This window comes from Bifidobacterium sp. LCP19S3_E9, assembly GCF_052121135.1.
Lineage (GTDB): Bacteria > Actinomycetota > Actinomycetes > Actinomycetales > Bifidobacteriaceae > Bifidobacterium > Bifidobacterium thermacidophilum.
In genome coordinates this window covers 24,410-45,564 of record NZ_JBQKEV010000008.1, presented here as the reverse complement: position 1 = coordinate 45,564, position 21,155 = coordinate 24,410, and the positions used below count along the sequence as shown (strand labels likewise).

The following is a 21,155-nucleotide window of genomic DNA, read 5'->3' as shown; positions in this document are numbered from 1 at the left end:
AGATGGGAGAATCATGACGCAGCAGATGTCTCGGTCGTCAAGCGACCAGCGAGGTGACGCGGATTCCCACATCCTTTCAGTCGCCGAACGCGGCATCGATCCCGCCCCTGTCACCGCAACGACACAAGCCACCGCAACGACAACAGCCTCGGCATCATCACAACCCCCGGCTTCCTCCCAGACTTTCTTCCAAGATTTCTCCCCGGAGTTTTCCCCAGCGAACGCCCCGGATGATGTATCATCCCGACACGCCCGGCACGCAGCGCGCGCAGCCCATGCGGCCCACGCGTCCGGCTCGTCGTCCCGCGGCGGTGTCCCTCGACGCTCTGCAAGCGCATCGTCAACCTCCGAGAACGCCCGCGAATGGCTGCTGTGGTGTGGTATTCCGGTACTGATCGTGCTGCTCATGCGCGTGTTCCTGTTCGGTTTCTATGTGATTCCTTCAGGCTCTATGCTGGACACCATCGAAATCAACGACCGGGTCATCACCACGAAACTTGCGCCTGACCTCATCAAGTTGCAGCGCGGCGACATCGTGGTGTTCAAAGACCCTGCCAACTGGCTGCAATCCGAGTCATCGATGGGCGGCGATAACCTGATCAAACGGCTTATCGGCCTGCCGGGCGATACCGTGGCATGCGCTGGCGCCGGCCAGCCGGTGACCATCAACGGCGTGGCCATCGATGAAAGCTCGTATCTCAAACCCGGCGTGCAACCCAGCGATTTTGCCTTCAACGTCACTGTGACCGAGGGCCATATTTTCGTGCTTGGCGACAATCGCGCCAATTCCGCGGATTCCCGCTATCACCAGGATGATGGGTCGAACGGTCTCGTCCCGATCAGCGATGTGCTCGGCGTGGCGATTGTGCGCAACTGGCCGCTCAACCGCATCGGCAGACTAGATTCCCACCACGAGGTGTTCGCGAATGTCCCCAATCCAGCATGACGAGTCCAGCAGTCCGCAAGACACCGCTCATACCGCACACACAGCGAATGCCGACCAGCCTGTGCGCACCGCAACGGCAGCGCACACTGCGCGCAGCAATCGGCACGCCCGTCAACGCAGTACGACACACGTTCGCCCGGTTCCCACACTCGAGCTGGAACGCACCCTGGCCGCTCAAGGCTACGATGTGATTGTCGGATTCGATGAGGTTGGCCGAGGCTCCCTCGCCGGCCCAGTGATGGTCGGCGCTGCCGCGATTTGGGCGCGTGACTTGCCGACATTGACGGTGCCTGAAGGGGTCGCGGACTCCAAAATGCTGACGGAACACCGCAGGGAAGCGATATTCCACCCGTTGCGCCGGTGGTGTGCCTCAAGCGCGGTCGGTCAGGCGAGCAATACCGAGATCGACGAATGGGGCATCACCTATGCGCTCGGTGTAGCCGCCCTGCGTGCGTTGGACGAGCTGGAACGCCAGCTTGGTATCGGCAGCGCGACACAGACGCTCCAAAGCGTCATCCGCGTCGGCGGGATTCTCGACGGTCCCAACGATTACATCACCGCCGCTCTTGGCACCTTCGACGCGCCGGACGTTCCGGTGCCCGCCCACATCATCACGAAAGTCAAAGGCGATCAGCACTGTGCCACGGTTGCCGCGGCGGCGGTCATCGCGAAAGTCACCAGGGACCATCTGATGGTGGATATCGCCAAGGGAAATCCGGCGTATGAGCCATACGGTTGGGCGCGCAACAAAGGGTACGGCTCGCAGGTGCATCGCGACGCGATCGCAAAGTATGGGCCGACGCCCTTGCATCGGTTGAGTTGGCATCTGGTCTGAATACGGACAATTCAGCCGTGTGACAATCCAGCCGGGGGTGCCAGCTGGATTGGCGCCAGCCGGGGGCCGGCCCACCCGGGTTGATGACACCACCCGCATATCAACCAGATTGGCTACACCAGCCAGATAGGCACCAGCAGCATCGACACCATGAGGAAAGGAGACGAATTCGATGGAACACCATACCCGCGCCGCCCGTCCGTCAATGAAGGATGTGGCCGCGCTGGCGGGAGTCAGCTATCAGACCGTCTCCCGTGTGATCAACCATTCGCCCGACGTGTCAGTTGACACGCGCAATCGTGTGCGCCAAGCCATCCAGCGGCTCGGCTATCGCCCCAGCAATTCCGCGCGAGCCCTCGCATCGAGCCGTTCCCGCATCATCGGCGTGATTATGGGAGGCGACCAGTTCCATGGCGAGGTGCAGACCTTGCAAGCGATTGAAGCTGCCGCACGGTCTCGCGGTCTGTTCGTCGCCGTGTCGATGGTTCGCAAGGCCATGTGTTCGCAAAACGATTTCAACCATCTGTGCGATGGTTTCGACGAACTCAACGTGGACGCGTTCATCATGATGGTGCCGACGGATGTCCTGTTCACTGCGGCGTGTCGTGCCCCGGTCACTAGGCCGCGGATTTTGCTGACGGCGACACACGGCGGAACCAGCATTAGCACCGGGCTGAGCATGATTCATGACGAAGCCCAGCGTGATCGGACGGCGGTCGTGGGCATCGACCAATGGGGAGCCATGGACCGGCTGCTCAGCATGATCGCCGGCTATGGGCACCGCACGGCCTTGTATATCGCAGGGCCTTCTCAGTGGCGTGATGCGACGACACGGCTCGAAGCGTGGCGTGAACTGTCCGCGCAATACGCGATTTCCTCGAATGTGGTGCGATGCCGCTCTTGGCAGTCCGATGAAGCGTACGCGCAAATGAACCATGTGCTGGAATACTTCGGCTCATCAGGCGCCAAACTGCCGACGGTGATTGTCACGGCAAGTGACGCTCAGGCCATCGGCGTGGCCCGTGCGTTGCGTGAGCACGATATTCGCATTCCGCAGGACGTCAGTTTGGCCGGTTTTGATGACATTGCGGTGGCCAGCGATACGTTCCCGCCGTTGACGACGATTCGTCCGGACTACAGCCAGCTTGGCGTTGCCGCGATGCGTGAGGCGCTGTTCCTGATGGGGGAGGGGTCGGAACCTGGCTATCCGGTCTCCACGTATGGTGTCGGCCAGGTTGAGGCGAAAGTCGTCAAACGCTCCTCACTGGCGGGCGTATCGCTGGGACGGTGACTGTCCGCTCAGTTGCGAAACACCGGAGCCGGAAGCGGAGAGCCGGGAGTGGTTGGAGCCGGAGCAAGCGCATCCGCCAGTTTTGCGGTTCCGCTCGCCTTCGCACGGGATGACGCGGGATTATGGAGTATTGGTCGCGGTTTGCGAAAACTCTGGTGGATGCCGAGACAATCAGCTACAATACCCCCATTGTGATCGTGACCGTATGCGGTTGGCATGCAGCGTCTAGGATCGTCTGAATCCCAAGTTTTCAGGCCTTCACAGCATGGTGTCCCCATCATGCGCGGACCGCTCCGCCGGCTGCCGGACGCATCGACCGTCACCGGACGGTGTCGACCAACCCCGTTGCCGTGCGACCGCTACGAAGCGGACAACACGGCAGGCAGGCGGCGAAGCCCCCGGCGCAGGCCGCTCAGCTCCAGGTCAACGGGTCCAGTGAGATGTTGTCATGTGATTCGCGTACGCGGAAAGGGGTCGGCATGTTCGATAAGCGGCTGTTTTCGTTGACGCCGGGCATCAAGCGCCTGGTGGCTGCGAAGGTGGTATGCCTATGGGTGTCGCTGTTGGCGGATATCGGATTCGCCTATGTTCTGGTTGGTCTGCTCGGCAACATCCTCGGGTATGTCGAGCCGCTTGACGCGTCCAAATGCACCCAGCTCAACGCGATCGGCAGGTGCCTCAACCCTGCGCAGACACAGGGCGATTCGGCGCTCGAATCCGGCAAACACGCCCTGTCGGCGTACCCGGACAATTACGGCATGTTCATCCTGTTCATCGCCGTCATCGTCGTCGTGAAATACGTGGCCACCCGCTGCTCCGCCTATTTCGGCACCCGCGCCAGCGAAAGCGTCAAACTTGCCCTGCGTGAGAAGCTGTACCGCAAAATGCTGCAACTGGGTCCCTCCTACGCCCAGCGCGTGCGCACCTCCGACGTGGTCCAGTCCGCAGGCGAGGGCATTGAGCAAATCCAAAGCTTCTTCGAACTGTTCCTTCCGCAACTGTTCTATTCGATTCTCGCGCCGATCACCCTGTTCATCTTCGTCGTCCCCGTCAATTGGCCTGCCGCGCTGGTGCTGCTGGTGTGCGCTCCGCTGATTGTCATCATCGTGGGGCTGGTCGCGATGAGCGCCTCCCGCGTGTTCAAGAAGTACTGGGGCAAGTACACGGATATGGGCGCTGCGTTCCTTGACGACCTGCAGGGCTTGGAAACGCTGAAAACCTTCGATGCTGACGGACGTGCGGCCGAGGACATGAACCGCAAGGCCGAGGAATTCCGCGTGATGACCATGCGTGTGCTGCAAATCCAGTTGCGCTCGCTGTCGGCGATGGACCTGGTGGCGTACGGTGGCACCGCGGCCGGTATCGGCGTGGCGATTTGGCAGTTCATGATCGGCCAGATCTGGCTGCCGGCTGCCCTGGTGGTCGCGCTGCTGTCGGCGAGTTTCTTCCTGCCGTTGCGCCAGTTGGGGTCGTATTTCCATGTGGCGATGAACGGCATGACATCCACGAAGCGCATTTTCGCGCTGCTGGATGCCCCGGTGCCGCATCACGGCAGCATTCGTCTGCCTTCTGTCGCGGATTCCGTGTCGGTGACTTTCGACCATGTCGGATTCGCCTACGGCTCTGGCGATGACCAGAAAATTGCTCTGCATGATGTTGATTTCTCCGCGCAGCCGGGCCAGTTGACGGCCATTGTCGGCGTGTCTGGGTCTGGTAAGTCCACGGCCGCCGGTCTGCTGGGCGGCTCGTTGGTCGGCTATGACGGCTCGATTCGTCTCGGTTATTCTCTGCTCGGCACATCCGCGGATGTGGAACTGAGTGATGTTGCGGAGCAGTCGTTGACGGGCGCGGTCACGGTCGTCAACGCCCGCAGCCACTTGTTCGCCGGCACACTGCGTCAGAATCTGGTGATGGCCAAGCCAGGCGCCACGGACAACGACCTGTGGGTCGCGCTGCATCAGGCGCGTATCGATGATTTCGTGTGCGCCCAGCCAGGCGGTCTTGATATGAAAATCGAGCAGGATGCGGCGAATCTGTCAGGCGGCCAGCGCCAGCGCTTCGCGATTGCCCGCGCCTTGCTGCGTGACAGCGCGATCTATGTGTTCGATGAGGCAACCAGCAGTGTAGACGTGGAAAGCGAGAACCGTATTCTCGCTACCATCCGCGATCTGGCAGACCGCAAAACGGTGCTGATGATTACGCATCGTGTTGCGAATGCGGTGCTCGCCGACCAGATTGTGGTATTCGACCACGGCACGGTCGCCCAGACTGGCCAGCATGATGCGCTGGTGGTCACTGATGGCGTGTACGCGAAACTGTTCCGGGCACAAGCGGTGTTCGAGCATGTCTCCCACCGTGATGACGCCCGAATGATGGTCGGTAGCGAGCAGATGCGCCAGCTGGCGGGTACGGGCAGCCGTGCCGCGGCATCTGGTGCTTCCGCCCTGTCTATGGGCGACACGTCTCAATCGACCTCTCAATCGGCGGCTGAGTCGGTATCTGCGGCTGAGTCGGTATCTGCGGCTTCGTCAACGGATACGGTGGCGAATGCCAACAGCGCCGACACCAGCTCGGATGACGACCCGAGAACCGCCTCCGCTGCCGGTGACATGCCAGGCAAGCGCTCCGGCTCAATGTCGTTGATCGGCCGTCTGCTTGGAGAAGTCCGGCCGTTGAGCCTGTACATGGTCCAAGCATGCCTGTACGGCACCATCGGCCATCTATCGGCGACATTCCTGCCGGTGTTCGGCGTGTGCGCCCTGTTCGCTCATCTCGGTCATCCGGTGTGGGGGCTGTCGTCCCGCACCGCGGTGATCTGCATGGTCGTGTGCGGTGTGTTGCGCGGTATCATGCGGTACGCGGAACAGTATATGAACCATAATGTCGCGTTCCGCCTGCTGGCGCTGTTCCGGTCCAAGGCTTTTGCCGCGCTGCGCAGACTGGCTCCTGCCAAGCTTGCCGGCAAGGGCAAGGGCGATTTGATTTCGCTGATCACCACTGATGTCGAATTGCTGGAGATCTTCTTCGCGCACACGATTTCGCCGGTTGTCATCGCCGTGGTGACCACGGTGGTGTTCGCGGTCGCGGCCTTCACACTCGACCCGTGGTTCGCGTTGCTGCTGGTCGTCTCTCATCTGATTGTCGGCGTGTTGCTTCCCCGCCGTTTCGCGGCGAGCGTGCGTACGCTTGGCCCGAAGATTCGCAAGTATTCCGCGCAACTTGACGATGTCATGCTTGACGATATGCACGGTCTGGACGAAATCATCCGGTTCGGGCAGGGCAGTAAGCGGCTGGGCAACATCGTCTCAAGAACCCGCCGCCTGTGGTCGGAACGCTCCCGTCTGAGCCGCCGCACCGGTCGTTTTACTGCAATCGGCGGTCTGCTGGTTATCGCAGCCACGGTGGGCGCGGTCATGGTCGCCTTGCGTGTGTCGCAGGGCAATCCGTTCTCCATCCCGAATGCGGTGGTCGCCGTGGTGTTGATTGCCAGCTCGTTCGGCCCGACCCTCGCCTTGAGCGCGCTTCCGGCGAATCTGACGCAGACCTTCGCCTCCGCGAGACGTCTGTTCGCCCTGCTTGACGAGCAGCCGGCGGTTGTGGAAACCGGAACCGACAAGCCTGAGTATGACGGCATGGCGTTCGAGCATGTGGACTTCTCATACCGCCCGGAGCAGCCGATTGTGCGCGACCTGTCCCTGGCTGTTCCCAAGGCCGGCATCCTCGGCATTCAGGGGCCGTCCGGGCGCGGCAAGTCAACGGTGCTGAAACTGTTGATGCGCTATTGGGATCCGAATCGTGGCCAAGTCCGCTTCTCCGGTGTGCCCCTTCCGCAGGTGGATGCGGCCTACCGCCGTCGTGTACAAACCATGATGAGCCAAGAGACATATCTGTTCGACGGGTCGATTGCACAGAATCTGCGCATCGCCGACGAACATGCGAACGACGAGCAGCTGCGTGAGGCGTTGCGCAAGGCTTCTGTGCTGGATCTGGTCGATTCGCTGCCTGACGGGCTCGATACGCAGGTCGGCGAGCTTGGTGGGCGTCTGTCCGAAGGCGAACGGCAGCGCATCGGCTTGGCGCGTGTCTTCCTGCGCAAGGCGGACTTGGTGCTGTTTGATGAGCCGACCAGTCGTCTGGACGCCTTGAACGAGGCGGTGATTCTCACATCAATCAACCAGATGGCCGCCGAGCGCGATGTCGCCATTGTGCTGGTCTCGCATCGGCAGTCGACGATGCGTGTCGCCGACGTGGTTGTGCGGGTCTGATGCCGATCGGACGGCGTCAATCCACTGGCGCCGTCCGCCAAAGTCCGCCTAGGTTCGTCTAGGTCCGTCCATCAGCTGTCGTCCATCTCCCGCACCCATCGTCCCAAACCATCAGTCTGATGTGTGTGGTGGTGGAAACGGAAACGTGGAACAGCGGTGGACATCCCCGTCAGGCCGTCAGATGCGTTCCTTGGGTGCGGGATAATACGATGTGGGATATTTTACAGTTGGATTGCATCGGTGCGGCCCAAGGTGTGGCATGGCCGTACCGGGCTGCGTACCGGGGATCGGTGAGGAGCAAGATGAGCAGACATACCGCGCAGCACGGCAATATGCCCGGTGCCCACGGGGGCAGGCGCAGGCATATCTGGCCATGGATTGTACTGGCTGTTCTGGTGGTCGTGGCTGCGGCTGCAGGCATCACGGCATACACCTTCTACAAGCAGGCCATGGAAGTCAAAGCCCACGAGGAGAAGGCTATTTCGCTGATGTCCGGCCTAAAGGGGCTTTCGGGCTCAGGTGCGTCCGGCGTTAGCAAAGATACGGTGGATTCCATCAACGCGGTGTTGCCGCAACTGCAATCGGAAACCGCCGCCGCCGAACAAATCACGAACGGCAAGCTGTGGACGCTGGCATCCCACATGCCGGTGTACGGCGATGACATCACAACTGTCCGCGGCATGACACGCATCGTCCATTCGTTGACCACCGAGTCGATTCCGCAGCTGAGCTCCACACTGGGCACGCTGGTCAACACATCGCTGACCACGGACGACGGGTCGCTGAACCTCGAGCCGATCACTCAGGCGGCCACATCCATGAAGGCCGCGAACGAGCCGCTCCAGAAGCTGGTCAAGGAATATGACGCCCTGCCACAACCCAAGATCGGCAAGATTGCCACCGCGTATGCCAGCGGTAAGCAGCAGCTGAACGCCGCGGGAACGACCATCAACAATCTGTCCAGCACGCTGGATATCATCCCCGGTGTCCTTGGCTCCGGCGGCGTGAAAACGTATGCAATCATGGCGATGACCACGTCCGAAGCGCGCTCCAGCGGCGGCCTGCTGGGTTCGGTGGGTGTTATGACCACGGACAATGGCAAGATTTCCATCGGGGATTTCCGTTCGAACGGCGAGTACATTCCGTATGGTGTCGGCGATCCGACCGCGGACGAGCAGCGGATTTTCAACCAGTGGGGGCCTCTGCAGATGTCCTTCGATATGCGCGATCTCGCGGTGTACACAGACGCGCAGCGTTCGGCGGAAGGTATGCGCGCGATCTGGCAGCGCACCCCGTGGGGGGCGAGCCAGAGTCTTGACGGCGTGATTATGGTCGATCCGGTGTTCCTGCAGAAGATGGTCGCGATCAACGGGCAGGTCACCTTGTCGGATGGCCGAGTGCTTGACGGCACCAATACGGCGGAATTCCTGCTCAACACCGTGTACAAGGAGTATCCGGTGAGTATGCAGGACCGGTATTTCACCGAGGTTGCAACCCAGTCGATCAGCGCGATGTTCTCGAATATCAATCTTGAGAAGCTCACCCAGGTCGGGCAGGCGATGTCCTCGCTTGCACAGAACCGGCACTTCTCCATGTACAGCTTCGATGAGACGACGGAAAACTCGTTGCTGTCCGCCGGCTTCACAGCATCCACGCCAAGTGATGAGGCCAACCCGAAGATCGGCGTGTACATCACCGAGCAGAACCCGTCCAAGATGGATTGGTACGTGCACCGCACGACCAAGATCACGCGTACGTCGTGCAATAGTGACGGCTCGCAGACCTACCACGTGGAATACACGCTGAACAACACAATGACGAATGCCGAACTGGCCAAGGTACCTGATTACATCGCCGGTGGCGTCCAAGTGCCGAGCCTGGCGCGCGGTATGGCCGCTGAGAAAATGCTGATTTACGCGCCTGCCGGCGGGTCGATTTCGAATATCACCACAAGCGGGAACGGCACGGTGTCCGTGGCGCCGAAGCAGACCACGTTGAACGGCAAGAGCGTCACCACGACGCTGGTGCTGTTGAATCCCGAAAAATCGATGACCTACTCCTTCGACGTGACCACCTCCACGAAGGCTACGGCAGACCTTGGTGTTGACCAGACGCCGATGGGCTGGGAAGATCCTGGAGTGAGTGTGGATACCTCGGCTTGTGCCATCGGGACGAAGTAATCGGAGTCCTGTAGTCGGTTCGGGGCTTCACAGCGAGCCCCACATCGGGAATTCCATATAGCACCGCACCCCCGTAACCTTCTGCCGACGCTGGGAGTTGTCTCACCGTCGGTAGAAGCGAGTACCATCCTTCTGCCGACGCTTACCCGCCCCTCAGCGTCGGCAGAAGAGCAGATAGTGGTGACCACACCTTACTTGCGGAACACCTTGGTGTAGGAGCCTTCCGCCCGCGGCCTGACCACGATCGAGTCGATATCGACGGTATCGGGCTGGTCAAGCGCCCAACGGACGCATTCGGCGATATCCTCGGCCTTCAGCGGGTCTGGCACCCCGGCATACACGGCTGCGGCCTTGGCAGCGTCGCCATGGAAGCGGTGCATCGAGAACTCATCGGTGTGCACCATCCCGGGGGAGATATCGACCACGCGAATCGGCTCGCCGATCATTTCGAGCCTCAAGACGCGGGCCATCACGCGTTCGGCGAATTTCGACGCGCAATACCCGGCACCGCCCTCATAGGGTTCGATGCCTGCGGTCGAGGAGATGACGAGCACGGTTCCGGCAGACTTCTTGAGCGCAGGGAGCAGCTTCTGCGTCATGCGTAGCGTGCCGAGCACGTTGAGCTCGTACATTGCCCGCCAATCGTCGATGCTCGCGGTGGCGACCGGATCCTTGCCGATGGCCCCGCCGGCACAGTTGACGAGCGCCTTGACTGGCCCGCCGGCGAGTATCGTCTCTACGGCTGCCTGTGCGCTTGATTCGTCGGTGATGTCGGCGGCGATCGGCTCGACTGCATCGCCGAGTTCCTGAGCCAATGTGTCGAGACGCTCGGCCCTGCGTGCCAGTGCCACGACGTGCCATCCGTCTGCGACCAACGCGCGGGCCGTCGCCGCGCCGATTCCGCTGGATGCTCCGGTCACAACCGCGCGCTGGTCGCCGTCTGCCGGCTGTGACGCTGATTGTCCTGCAGGTGATGTCGCAGCTGGCGTTACATGCTGTGTCGCCGCTGGTGTTACTGATTGCGTTGTCTGTTGTTCTGTCATGGTCATCCTTCCTGCTGCGTTCGCAGCGGTGTCATGCTCGTCTGGCTGGTTTCAGCATCCGGCAGCGGTCATCGCTTTGTCAAGCCGGGCGACGCCTTCGGCCGCTTCCTCGGCGCTGATTACGCAAGGCGGGGTCACGTGGATGCGGTTGTTGTGTACGCCGAGCACCAGATTCAGCTTGTCTGCCTCAGCCACGATCCGCTGCATACTGGCGTCATCGAGCGGTTCTTTGGTGGTCCGGTCGGCGACCAGCTCCACCGCCCAGAACACGCCCTTGCCACGCACCTCGCCGACGGTCGGGTGATGCTCGGCAAGCGCCTGAAGACCCGGTCCGAGTATGTCACGGCCGACATCGTGAGCGTTGTCGACGATATGCTCGCGTTCCATCGCCTCCTGCGTGGCCACAATCGCTCCCATCGCCAGCGGGTGTCCGGAATATGTGAGGCCGCCCGGGAACACGACGTCGTCGAAATACTTGGCCACCGGATCGGACATGATCACGCCGCCAGCCGGGACATACCCGGAATTGCAACCCTTGGCGAAGGTGATGATATCCGGCGTGTAATCGTAGTCGTCGAGGGCGAACCAGAATCCGGTGCGCCCGAAGCCGGCCATCACTTCGTCGGTGATCATCAGAATGCCGTATTTGCGGGTGATTTCACGCACACCTTTGAAATAATCCTTCGGCGGGATGATGATGCCCGCTGTGCCGGGAATCGATTCGAGCAGTACGGCGGCGATGGTGTCCGGCCCCTCGAACTGAATCACATGCTCGAGATGAGTGAGCGCGCGCTCGCATTCCTCCTCCTGCGTGGTGGCGAAGAACTCGGAACGATACAGGTACGGTGTGAAGAAGTGGACATGGCCGCGCGCGTAATCGTTCGGTTTGCGCCGCCAGTCGCCGGTCGCGCTGATTGCCGCGCCCGTATTGCCGTGGTAGCAACGGTAGGAGGAGAGGATCTTGTCGCGCCCGGTGACCAGACGTGCCGCGCGCATGGCGTTCTCGTTCGCGTCGGCGCCGGCGTTTGTAAAGAACACCTTGTCGAACCCTTGAGGTGCGCGGCGTGCAACAAGCGAGGCTGCCCGTCCGCGGGCGAGGTTCGCGTAGTCGGGGCCGATGGTGGCGAGCAGTTCGGCCTGTTGCTTGATGCCTTCGACGACCGCGGGGTGCTGGTAGCCGATATTCACGTTGACCTGCTGGCTGGTGAAGTCCAGCATCTCACGGCCATCCGCGTAGTTGAGCCACACGCCGTGGCCGGTGACCACCTCGGTTGGGTGGAGGTTGCGCTGCGCGTGCCAGGAGTGGAAAACGTGCGCGCGGTCCAACGCGTAGGCGTCGTCCCAGATCGTCTCATCTGCCGAGCAATCGTGTCCCATGATGTGTCCTTTCCTAGGATGGGTTCCGGCATCGGGCCGGCTGTGTTCATTTGGCATCGCATGTGACGCCATGTGACGTTGCAATTGGCATTGTGAGCAATGAACATTTCGCGTTTTACGTGGACATTTCCTGTTGTGCATCGTCTTGAAACACCGGAATAACCGCGATTGGCGATACTGGGCGTGTCATATGAAGCGTATGCGCGTGGGCTGCGGAGAGTGCAGAAGGCGAGAAGGCGAAATGATCACAGACAATAAGCACAATGATTCGAGGATTCGTCATCCGGACGATGCTAAGCCCGGTGCCGGCAGCGGCAGCGGACTCGTAGATTCCCGAGATTCCAGTGACTCCCTTGCCCTCCAAGGTCCACAGCAATCTCAAGGCGGGCAGGAGCCCGATGATTCCGCGGGAACTCCCGTGTTAGCCGGCTCTGCGGATCGTGGCACGTCCGGCATCCGGACGGGGCAGACGCTGGTCGTCGAGGCCGAGCGTCTTGCAGGATTCGTCCGTACACAGACCGCGAGGGCGACTCCGCAACGCATTGTCGAATCACTGACCACGTTGGTCTCCACTGAAGTTCTGCCTGAAGGAACCCGTCTGCCGACCGTTCGCGCACTTGCGGCGGCACTTCGCGTGAGTCCGGCCACGGTTTCTGCCGCGTATCATATGCTCGCCCGTTCGGGGGTCATCCATTCGCGGGGTAGGGCGGGCACGTTCGTGCTTCCGCAGGCGCTGTCCGAAGTAAACATTCCGCCGGCTTCGGCTGCGTCATTCGCAGGAGGCGCGGATGGCTGGGGAGCGCGTACGGCCATGTCTTCGGCTGCAGGCGTCCGAGCCGTGTTCGACATGTCCGATGCGGGCCAAATGCGAGGCTTCGCCGCCGTCCACGCCCCGGTCATCGACCTGTCCCGCGGAACTCCGGACAATACGCTTCTGCCGCCAATCCGCCCATATTTGGCCCGGCTCGGCAACCGGCGGGCATTCGTGAACTCGTACACCGGGCCGACAATCCTGCCGATGCTGGAGGAGGAATTGCGCGGCGATTGGCCGTATGATCCGCAGGCGATGACCATGGTGTCCGGTGCGGGGGATGGGCTTGCGCTCGCCATCGCCACATTTGTGCGCCATGGCGATGTCGTGATTGTCGAATCGCCCACGTACCCGTTCATTCTTGATGTGCTGCGCGAAAGCGGGGCAATCGCCGTCGGCGTGCCGGTTGATGCGGAAGGCATGGATCCCAATCTTTTGTTCGAGGTGCTGGAGCGTTTCAGCCCGTCCGCGGGGCCGACGCACGACCAGGGCCGTCGCATCGGCATGATCATCATCCAGCCGCGGGCGCAGAATCCCACAGGTATCAGCTATACGCCCCAGCGGTTGTCGGTGATCGCCCGGGTGTTGCGCATGTGGGAGCAGGAAGCAGCCGGGCGCGAGATTCCGCCGATTCTCGAGGATGATAGCAGTGGCATGGTCGCTGATGTATTCGCGGTGTCCCTAGGGTCCCTGTTGCCTGACCGGGTGATTCATATCCGCAGTTTTTCGAAGTCGCATGGCCCCGATTTGCGGCTTGCGGCGTTGTCGGGGACGCGTGAAGCGGTTGATGCGATTGTGGAGCGGCGACGGCTGGGAGCCGGCTGGGTGAGTCGGTTCCTGCAGGAGCTGCTGTGCGAGATGCTTGCGGATCGTCAGGCGTATTCGACCATTGCAGGCGCACGCCACACGTATGCGCTCAGGCGCAAGACGATGGCTGCGCTGCTGGAGCGTTTCGGGATGCAAACCGTGCCGGGCAGCGGATTCAATATGTGGTTGCCGGTGCGCGATCCGGCCGCGGCGAGGCGGATTCTCGCGCAGGAGCATATCCGTGTGGCGGGAGGCGGACGGTTTCTGCCGGAATTCCGTGTCTCGGCAAGTGATGACGATTCGCGTGTGCAGGAGTGTGTAATCGGCGGCGACGATTGGCCGGATGCCGCAATCTTTGGGAGCAATGTGATTGCTGGGGTTGCAGGTGTTGAGAGGACTGCGGGCGTTGATATCGCTGGTGCTGGCGGTGATGCTGAGGTTGCTGGCGTTGCTGGGACTGGTGGGGTCAGCGCTGCCAGTGTCGGGGATACTGGTTGCAGGGCTGGTCGCGACATCGGTGACGCCGCCTATCATGTCGCCGACACTGCAGGCATCGGAACTGTTGGAGCAGGTGGTCTCGGCCGTGCTTCGACTATTGGTATTGACGGCACGGCCGCAACGCTGCTGACCGATGCGGGCATCACCCAAGGCAATGCGATGCGAGTGACGATTTCGCAACCCGAAGCGATCACCGAACGTGTCGCCCAATGCCTGGTCCAAGCCGCAACCGCCTGAGCTAGGGTGGTGTGGCCTTTCACAACCATCCCGGATCTCATCCCAGCCGCCTCCCGATGATGTCCCTTGGCCCCAACCGCAAACTCCCCACTGTGTGAGCCAATCCTCACACGATGGCCGTTCTGTGGGTCCGGTTGACCGGTTTCTGCCGTCGGCCGGGTCGTTGCGTGAGCCAACCCCACCACCCCACAGCCTCGCCAAGCCCCACGCGCACCCCGCTGCACCACCCCGAAACACGATTGTGTGCTGATGGTTACGCACCGCCCCGTCCGGCAACAGCGACGTTGCCCAAGAGGAACGGCGGGGAAATGTTCAATCCGCACAATGGTGCGCAACGCAACACCCCGGTATTGCACCGGAAACCATCATCTGGCGCAAACCGCTATCGATGAGACGTGCGTTTGATGCCGATGATTCGCATCGGCTTGAACACAAGCTCAAGCTCAAGCATCAGTTTGATATCGGTTCCCGGGGAGGCGGATTGTTTTTGGGAAGCAGAAGAAAGGAAGCTATCATGACTGAATTCACAGATGCCGGGCATGTGATGAACAATACCGCAGCAGGCCGTGTAACAGGCAACGCAGCAAACCCAGACAACGAGCGGTTCAACCGCAAACACCACCACGCACGCATGCGTCGCCGCCGCTCCGCCCGCACGGCGACGACGCGCGCGACCGCACTGTTCGCCGCCGCCGCGTTCGGCCTGTCCGGCCTCGCTGCCTGCGGCTCGGGGACATCCTCGTCATCTGGCTCTTCCTCGGCGGACTCCGGGGCGTTGATGCTCGGCGGCTTCTTCCCCGAGACCGGCAGCCTGTCATACCTCGGCCCCGATACGGTCGCAGCGTTCAAGCTCGCCGTCAAGGATGTCAATGCGGCCGGCGGCGTGCTCGGTAAAACCGTGAATACTGCCATCGCCGATTCCTCGGACGCCGACCACGCCGACCAGAACACCTCCGGTGTGCAGTCGTTGCTCGCCAAGAAGCCGGGCGTCATCATCGGCTCGCCGTCCAGTTCGGTGACCAAGAACATCTACAAGCAGGCTTCCGGTTCCAAGGTCCCGGTTATTTCGGTCGGCGCCACATCGCCCAGTCTGTCCGGCATCGACGAGTATTTCTTCCGCACAATCGCCCCCGACGGCGTGCAAGGCGCGGTGATGGGCAACGTTATCGAACAGGATGGCGTGCAAAATCTCGCCATCGCGGTGTTCAACGACGAGTACGGCACTGGGCTGCGCAAGGTGATTGTCAATACGCTCGCCGACAGCAATGTCAATATCGTCTACGGCAAGACCGAGACCTTCGACCCGACGGAGACGAATTTCTCCTCACTGGTGACCACGCTGAAAGCCTCCCATCCTGACGCGATTCTGGTGATCGCCTTCGACCAGACCAAAGCACTGGTCAAGGAAATGATCAGCCAGGGTATCGATACCAACAAGCTGTACCTGACTGATGGCAACACCCAGGATTATTCGGGCGATTTCGACCCCGGTGTGCTGAAGGGTGATTCCGCGACGATTCCGGGCGCCGAAGCGAGTAACGAGTTCCAAAAACGCATCAAGTCCATCGATTCGTCGGTCAAGAACTTCACGTATGCGGCTGAAACCTATGACGCCGTAGTGCTCTCCGCGCTCGCTGCCCAGAAGGGCGGTGCGGTTGACGGCGCGACAATCAAGGACAATCTGCCCGCGGTCTCCGGTGCGGATGGTGGTACGAAGTGCAAGAGCTACAAGGAGTGCCTGGCTCTGATCAAGAGTGGAAAATCCATTCAGTACCAAGGTCTGACCGGCATCGGCCCGTTCAACAAGGACCATGACCCGTCGAGCGCCAACATCGGCGTCTACAAGTTCGACGGCGACAACAAGCCGGTCTTCGACCACTTGCAATCCGGCAAGGTAGCGTGATTTCAGCGATACGCTCGGGTAACGGCGGCAGGTTGCGCAGGCAGCTTGCCGCCGTCGTTTGTTGTTGGGGTTGATTAGGGGCCAATCGGGGCTGTCGGGACTATTGCGATGGTATCGATAGGGGCTGTCACACTCGTCCGATAGATTGAATCCGGGGCGAGCTGGGGGAGCGGCGACGGAGATGTCATGAACATCGGACACGATTGGTAACGGGCAGGGGGAGCCATGGACCGTGGGCGGAAGCAGTCTCAGCAGCATCGGCAGTATCAACGGTTTTGGGGGTCTTCGCCTGGGGCATCGCAACGGTTTCGGCGATTTCGCTGGCATCGGCGGCAGCATCTGTCGTCGGGGCGTTTCAGCCGACCGCGTGTCGCGAGTCCTCGGGCGAGGTGCCTGATTGTCATCGTTGTGGTCGCGTGCTTCGGTTTTGCGGTCGGTTTGGCACTGCCGTACGTGAGCCCGCCAGCTGCACGAATCACCGGCGAATATGTGGCGACTGGCCCGGTCGCCGATGTGTTGCGCACACTTGTGGTGGATGCCCGGCAATCCGGCAAGGGGTACCAGCGCGACGAATTCGGATATCGCCAGACCGACGATGACGGGAACGGGTGTGATATCCGCGACGATATTCTCGCACGAGACTTGCATGATGTGCGCTTCACCGTGGCGGGCGGCTGCGTTGTGCGGTCCGGCACGCTCGAAGACCCGTATACCGGCCGCACGATTGCTTTCGTACGCGGCGCACAATCAAGCACCGCCGTCCAGATTGACCATGTGGTTGCCTTGGAGAATGCCTGGCGTTCCGGCGCATCCCGGTGGAATCGCGCGCAGCGGTATTGTTTCGGCAATGATCCGTTGAATCTGCTAGCAGTCGATGGTCCTGCGAATGAGGAGAAGGGGGCGGCGTCCGCGGCATACTGGTTGCCGACGAATGCTGAGTTCCGCTGCACGTATGTGGCGTTGCAGGTCGCGGTGAAGGCCAAGTATGGGCTGAGTGTGACGCCACAGGAACATGAGGCGATGGCCGCGGTGCTGCGAGGATGTCCGAATCAGCAGATTCCATCTCGGCATTCCACTCCCATTGCACACGGCGTGTCGCCTGACGGCACAAGGGCTGAGAGCTCCAGTCCGTGCTATGTTACATAGCGTTACAAACCGGACCTATAACACTAACGGACTCGTGAGGCGGTCACCCCGCCGGCACGACAATGAATATGAGATATCACGACGAGACATGAGAGCTGGTTGAACATGAGCGAGTCGGAACATCGGGGAAAGAATACGGATACAGCCGCTCACAAGGCGCAGCTGGATCCGAATCAGTCAGTACGCGGATGCGTGGGTGGCAAATTGCCCACGGGAACATCGGTAGCACAGGGAACTGGGCACGCAACACAACCCCAACCCACTCAGCCCAACAACCAATCCCGACCACACCACCACGGCCATGCGTTCGCCTCGATCCTCGGCCCCGCTTTCGTCGCCGCGGTCGCCTACGTGGATCCGGGCAATGTGGCTGCCAACATCACTTCGGGCGCCCGCTACGGCTATCTGCTGGTGTGGGTGCTGGTGCTGGCGAACCTCATGAGCGTGCTGATCCAGTATCAAAGCGCGAAACTCGGCATTGTGACCGGCAAATCGTTGCCGCAGATTCTCGGCGAGCGGATGAGCGATGCCGGCAGGTACATGTTTTTCATGCAGGCCGAGGTGATTGCGATTGCGACGGATCTTGCTGAGGTCATCGGCGGGGCGATCGCGCTGAGGCTGTTGTTCGGTTTGCCGTTGTTCTGGGGCGGCTGCGTTATCGGCGCGGTGTCAACGGTACTGTTGTGGTTCCAAGGCGGCCGTACGCATCGCGTGTTTGAGAAGATCGTTATTGCGATGCTGCTGGTGATTACGTTTGGGTTCATTGCCGGGTTGTTTGTCGACCCGCCGAATGGCGGCGATGTGCTTGCCGGTTTGATCCCGCGGTTCCGTGGCGCGGATTCCGTGTTGATGGCATCGTCGATTCTGGGTGCGACGGTTATGCCGCACGCGATTTATTTGCATTCCACTCTGGTGAATGATCATTATGCTCCAGGCGAGGAGAAGCCGGACACCCGGCAGTTGCTGCGCGGTTCCAAGATTGATGTGGTGTGGGCGCTCGCGTTGGCGGGTACGGTGAATCTTGCGTTGCTTGTGTTGGCTGCGAACTCGCTGTACGGCATGAAGGGCACGGACACGATTGAGGGTGCGCAGCATGCGATTGAGATGGCGCTTGGCCCCGCGATTGGAACGATTTTCTCGATTGGCTTGCTTGCTTCGTCACTGTCCTCCACCTCGGTGGGCACGTATGCCGGTTCGGAGATTATGCGCGGCTTGTTGCATATTCATGCGCCGATGTGGGCATGCCGTGTGGTGACGTTGGTTCCGGCGCTGGTGGTGTTGTGGTTTTCTGCGAATCCGACGTATGCGTTGGTGATTGGCCAGGTTGTGCTGTCGATTGGTATTCCGTTCGCGATTATCCCGTTGATGCGCTATACACGTGACCCCGAGCTGATGGGACGGTATCGTGACGGTATGGCCAAGCACGTGTTGTTTATGGCGGTGGCCGGGCTGATTATCGCGTTGAACGTCGTGCTCGTCTACCTGACGCTGACCGGGCGCGGATGATTGGCACATGTGCCGTGATGCTGCCTTGTTCGGTTTGTCGCGTTCCGCATGTTCGGGCGGACGGAATATGGCTGGTGCGAGGATAGGGCACTGGCTGGTTCTTCCCGTTCGTCCCCGGGCCGCCCCGACGGTATCCTTTCCGCACCGTGCGCATTGGCGTGCGATATCGTAACTGCGGAGGTGGCGCGGCGGCCGGTTGGGCTTCCCGTGGGTGTCCAGATTGGGAGATTGGCGGTATTCCGCCATTCTTGATTCGTTCTCCTGTCTTCCGGCCGGTCTGATTCCTCGGTATCTTTTCCACACGATGGGAACCGGGAAGGTTTCCGCGTGGTTCGGAGAATATCACCGCGTGCGGATCCTTCCCAAGGCGACTTGCGCGGCTTCACGCGCCGATCCTGCGCCTTGACCACGCACGTCGAACATCACGAGCAACAGCTGGGCGAGTACGAAGCACGCGCTGATGCGCAGCGTCCATTTCACCCCATCAATATTGGCGAGTGTCGTATTGAGCCCGGCGGAATGGAACACGCGGGTCAAGGTCTCCATGGTAATAACCATCACCGGCGCACCGATCGCCCCGGCAATCTGCCGCACCGTATTGGTGACCGCCGAACCGGCTGAAACCTCCTGCCGGGCAAGACAATTCAGCGACCACGTAGTGATGGGCATAAGCACAAGCCCCATACCGATCTGCCTCGTGAACTGTGAGATGGACACCCACCAGATCCACGTATCCGTGCCGATCAAGCTCATCATGATGGTGCCGATAAGCAGCGTACTCGAACCAACCAGCGCCACGGGCCGTGCACCGAACCGGTCAAGCAGCCTGCCGCCGCAGAACTGTGCGATACACTGGCCAATCGCCCCAGGCAGCATAATCAAGCCGCTCATGGTCGCGCTATATCCGCGATCGTTCTGGATATACAGCGGGATAATCACCATAATCGAACTGAACGCGAAAAAACTCAACGCGGCGCAGATGGTTCCGACCGTGAAACTCCGGTTACGGAGCACACCCAAGTTCAGCAACGCCGGTTTTGGTGCCCATTGGCCACGCCGCAAACCGGACGACGACTCGTGCGACGTCTCCCAAGCCTGATACACCATGCTCATATGAATCTGCCGCACCACAAACCACACGATGCCCGCAACACCGACAACGATAGGCACCCAAACCAGCGGGTGAGTGAACGGATGCGCCTCAATATTCGTAAACCCGAACATCAGGCCGCCAAACCCGAAAACAGACAAGCTCACAGAGAAGAAATCAGCCTTGGCATCGCAATCGCTACGCCCGAAATTATGCAGCCCGAAAAACGCGAGCAACACTGATACCAAGCCGATAACCGACAGCGACATGAAGATGGAACGCCAGCCGTTCGCATCAGTCTGCCAACCGCCAATCACCGGTCCAATCGCCGGAGCGACACTCATCGCCATGCCGACAGTACCCATCGCCAGACCGCGACGCGACAGCGGGTAAATCGAAAACACGGTGATTTGCAGCACCGGCCACATGACGCCCGTTCCAATCGCCTCAAGAATCCGTCCGAACAGTACAACAACGAATGACGGGCCAAGCCAAGCGAGCAACGATCCGGCTGTAAACACCAGCATGGATGTGACGACAATCTGCCGCGTAGTGAATCGCCGTGTCAAATACGCGGTCAACGGCACCATCACACCCATCACCAGCTGAAACACTGAGGTCAGCCATTGACCGGTCGTCACACTCACACCAAAATCCTTGACAATCGTGGGCAGGGCGGAGCTGAGCTGAAGTTGCGTGAAATTGCCGACAAACGTAATGAACGTGAGAATAACAAGCGAGACGAACGCAGTACGACTCAAATGTCCGTCACGATAGGAATCCGCAGAATCCAAGGGCTGCCGGGCACTCGCGATCAGGGCTTTGGTTCGCGCCGACCCGCGTGCCGGCTTGTTTGCAGGGGTGCGTGCCGGCTTGTGGGGTTGTTTGTTGTCGTTCTGTGTGCTCAATACCTCACCTGTTTCATGTGGGTGCCGCGAGCGGGGCAGCGGCGTGCTGTCTGGGTCGCGATGCTGGTTGTGTGTGATTGAATCGCGGCTTATAGCTGGGATACTGTTCCACGATAGTCAGGTCCGGTCACAAACGTGTGAGCATAAGCGGGTTTGCGTATGACGATACGGTTGTGGTATCGAACACAACCGAGAGCCGGCGAGTCTGACGGCAGACTGACCGATGCCGGACCGATGCCGGACCGATGCATGCACTGAACATTCCCCGGAAATACCCGTGGGGCGGCTACTTGAAAGCAGCTGCCCCACAGG

The 21,155-nt window shown here is 60.7% G+C and carries 12 protein-coding genes; 9 read left to right on the top strand and 3 right to left on the bottom strand.

Features of this window, described 5'->3' with window-relative positions; all coding sequences use genetic code 11:
• Positions 1 to 13: 13 nt before the first annotated feature.
• The 5 genes from lepB to ACTQYB_RS05520 all read left to right on the top strand — a co-directional run bounded on the left by lepB (position 14) and on the right by ACTQYB_RS05520 (position 9,517).
• The gene (lepB, locus tag ACTQYB_RS05540) at positions 14 to 946 is read left to right on the top strand and encodes a signal peptidase I (protein WP_441482078.1); all 933 of its coding nucleotides are present in this window, start codon (positions 14 to 16) and stop codon (positions 944 to 946) included.
• Complete coding sequence (locus ACTQYB_RS05535; RefSeq protein WP_441482079.1) at positions 927 to 1,781, top strand: ribonuclease HII; 855 nt, start codon at positions 927 to 929, stop codon at positions 1,779 to 1,781. The genes lepB and ACTQYB_RS05535 overlap by 20 nt, the downstream gene beginning before the upstream one ends.
• Positions 1,782 to 1,953: 172 nt before the next feature.
• Complete coding sequence (locus tag ACTQYB_RS05530) at positions 1,954 to 3,072, top strand: LacI family DNA-binding transcriptional regulator (protein WP_033506776.1); 1,119 nt, start codon at positions 1,954 to 1,956, stop codon at positions 3,070 to 3,072.
• Positions 3,073 to 3,551: 479 nt separating this feature from the next.
• Positions 3,552 to 7,337 carry an ATP-binding cassette domain-containing protein gene (locus ACTQYB_RS05525; protein WP_441482080.1) on the top strand — a complete coding sequence of 1,262 codons (3,786 nt, stop codon included), beginning with the start codon at positions 3,552 to 3,554 and terminating at the stop codon, positions 7,335 to 7,337.
• Positions 7,338 to 7,639: 302 nt separating this feature from the next.
• Complete coding sequence (locus ACTQYB_RS05520; RefSeq protein WP_441482081.1) at positions 7,640 to 9,517, top strand: DUF4012 domain-containing protein; 1,878 nt, start codon at positions 7,640 to 7,642, stop codon at positions 9,515 to 9,517.
• 191 nt (positions 9,518 to 9,708) lie between these two features.
• Here the strand turns inward: ACTQYB_RS05520 and ACTQYB_RS05515 are convergent, their stop codons facing one another.
• Complete coding sequence (locus tag ACTQYB_RS05515; RefSeq protein ID WP_441482082.1) at positions 9,709 to 10,560, bottom strand: SDR family oxidoreductase; 852 nt, start codon at positions 10,558 to 10,560, stop codon at positions 9,709 to 9,711.
• Positions 10,561 to 10,611: 51 nt separating this feature from the next.
• Positions 10,612 to 11,937 carry an aminotransferase class III-fold pyridoxal phosphate-dependent enzyme gene (locus ACTQYB_RS05510; protein ID WP_441482083.1) on the bottom strand — a complete coding sequence of 442 codons (1,326 nt, stop codon included), beginning with the start codon at positions 11,935 to 11,937 and terminating at the stop codon, positions 10,612 to 10,614.
• A gap of 241 nt (positions 11,938 to 12,178) precedes the next feature.
• Here ACTQYB_RS05510 and ACTQYB_RS05505 point away from each other — a divergent pair, with 241 nt between their 5' ends.
• The 4 genes from ACTQYB_RS05505 to ACTQYB_RS05490 all read left to right on the top strand — a co-directional run bounded on the left by ACTQYB_RS05505 (position 12,179) and on the right by ACTQYB_RS05490 (position 18,845).
• The gene (locus tag ACTQYB_RS05505) at positions 12,179 to 14,290 is read left to right on the top strand and encodes an aminotransferase-like domain-containing protein (protein ID WP_441482084.1); all 2,112 of its coding nucleotides are present in this window, start codon (positions 12,179 to 12,181) and stop codon (positions 14,288 to 14,290) included.
• 631 nt (positions 14,291 to 14,921) lie between these two features.
• The gene (locus ACTQYB_RS05500) at positions 14,922 to 16,193 is read left to right on the top strand and encodes an ABC transporter substrate-binding protein (protein WP_441482111.1); all 1,272 of its coding nucleotides are present in this window, start codon (positions 14,922 to 14,924) and stop codon (positions 16,191 to 16,193) included.
• A 339-nt stretch (positions 16,194 to 16,532) separates the two neighbouring features.
• Positions 16,533 to 17,339, top strand: coding sequence for an HNH endonuclease family protein (locus ACTQYB_RS05495; RefSeq protein WP_441482112.1), 807 nt, complete (start codon positions 16,533 to 16,535; stop codon positions 17,337 to 17,339).
• A gap of 105 nt (positions 17,340 to 17,444) precedes the next feature.
• The gene (locus ACTQYB_RS05490; RefSeq protein ID WP_441482085.1) at positions 17,445 to 18,845 is read left to right on the top strand and encodes an Nramp family divalent metal transporter; all 1,401 of its coding nucleotides are present in this window, start codon (positions 17,445 to 17,447) and stop codon (positions 18,843 to 18,845) included.
• A 342-nt stretch (positions 18,846 to 19,187) separates the two neighbouring features.
• Here ACTQYB_RS05490 and ACTQYB_RS05485 read toward each other — a convergent pair whose 3' ends face one another.
• Complete coding sequence (locus tag ACTQYB_RS05485; RefSeq protein WP_441482113.1) at positions 19,188 to 20,753, bottom strand: MDR family MFS transporter; 1,566 nt, start codon at positions 20,751 to 20,753, stop codon at positions 19,188 to 19,190.
• Positions 20,754 to 21,155 lie beyond the last annotated feature (402 nt).

What these genes read in the sequence shown, in the direction of transcription:
- lepB (WP_441482078.1), top strand. Translation starts at nt 14, where the DNA reads ATGACGCAGCAGATGTCTCGGTCGTCAAGCGACCAGCGAGGTGACGCG.
- ACTQYB_RS05535 (WP_441482079.1), top strand. Translation starts at nt 927, where the DNA reads ATGTCCCCAATCCAGCATGACGAGTCCAGCAGTCCGCAAGACACCGCT.
- ACTQYB_RS05530 (WP_033506776.1), top strand. Translation starts at nt 1,954, where the DNA reads ATGGAACACCATACCCGCGCCGCCCGTCCGTCAATGAAGGATGTGGCC.
- ACTQYB_RS05525 (WP_441482080.1), top strand. Translation starts at nt 3,552, where the DNA reads ATGTTCGATAAGCGGCTGTTTTCGTTGACGCCGGGCATCAAGCGCCTG.
- ACTQYB_RS05520 (WP_441482081.1), top strand. Translation starts at nt 7,640, where the DNA reads ATGAGCAGACATACCGCGCAGCACGGCAATATGCCCGGTGCCCACGGG.
- ACTQYB_RS05515 (WP_441482082.1), bottom strand. Translation starts at nt 10,560, where the DNA reads ATGACAGAACAACAGACAACGCAATCAGTAACACCAGCGGCGACACAG.
- ACTQYB_RS05510 (WP_441482083.1), bottom strand. Translation starts at nt 11,937, where the DNA reads ATGGGACACGATTGCTCGGCAGATGAGACGATCTGGGACGACGCCTAC.
- ACTQYB_RS05505 (WP_441482084.1), top strand. Translation starts at nt 12,179, where the DNA reads ATGATCACAGACAATAAGCACAATGATTCGAGGATTCGTCATCCGGAC.
- ACTQYB_RS05500 (WP_441482111.1), top strand. Translation starts at nt 14,922, where the DNA reads ATGCGTCGCCGCCGCTCCGCCCGCACGGCGACGACGCGCGCGACCGCA.
- ACTQYB_RS05490 (WP_441482085.1), top strand. Translation starts at nt 17,445, where the DNA reads ATGAGCGAGTCGGAACATCGGGGAAAGAATACGGATACAGCCGCTCAC.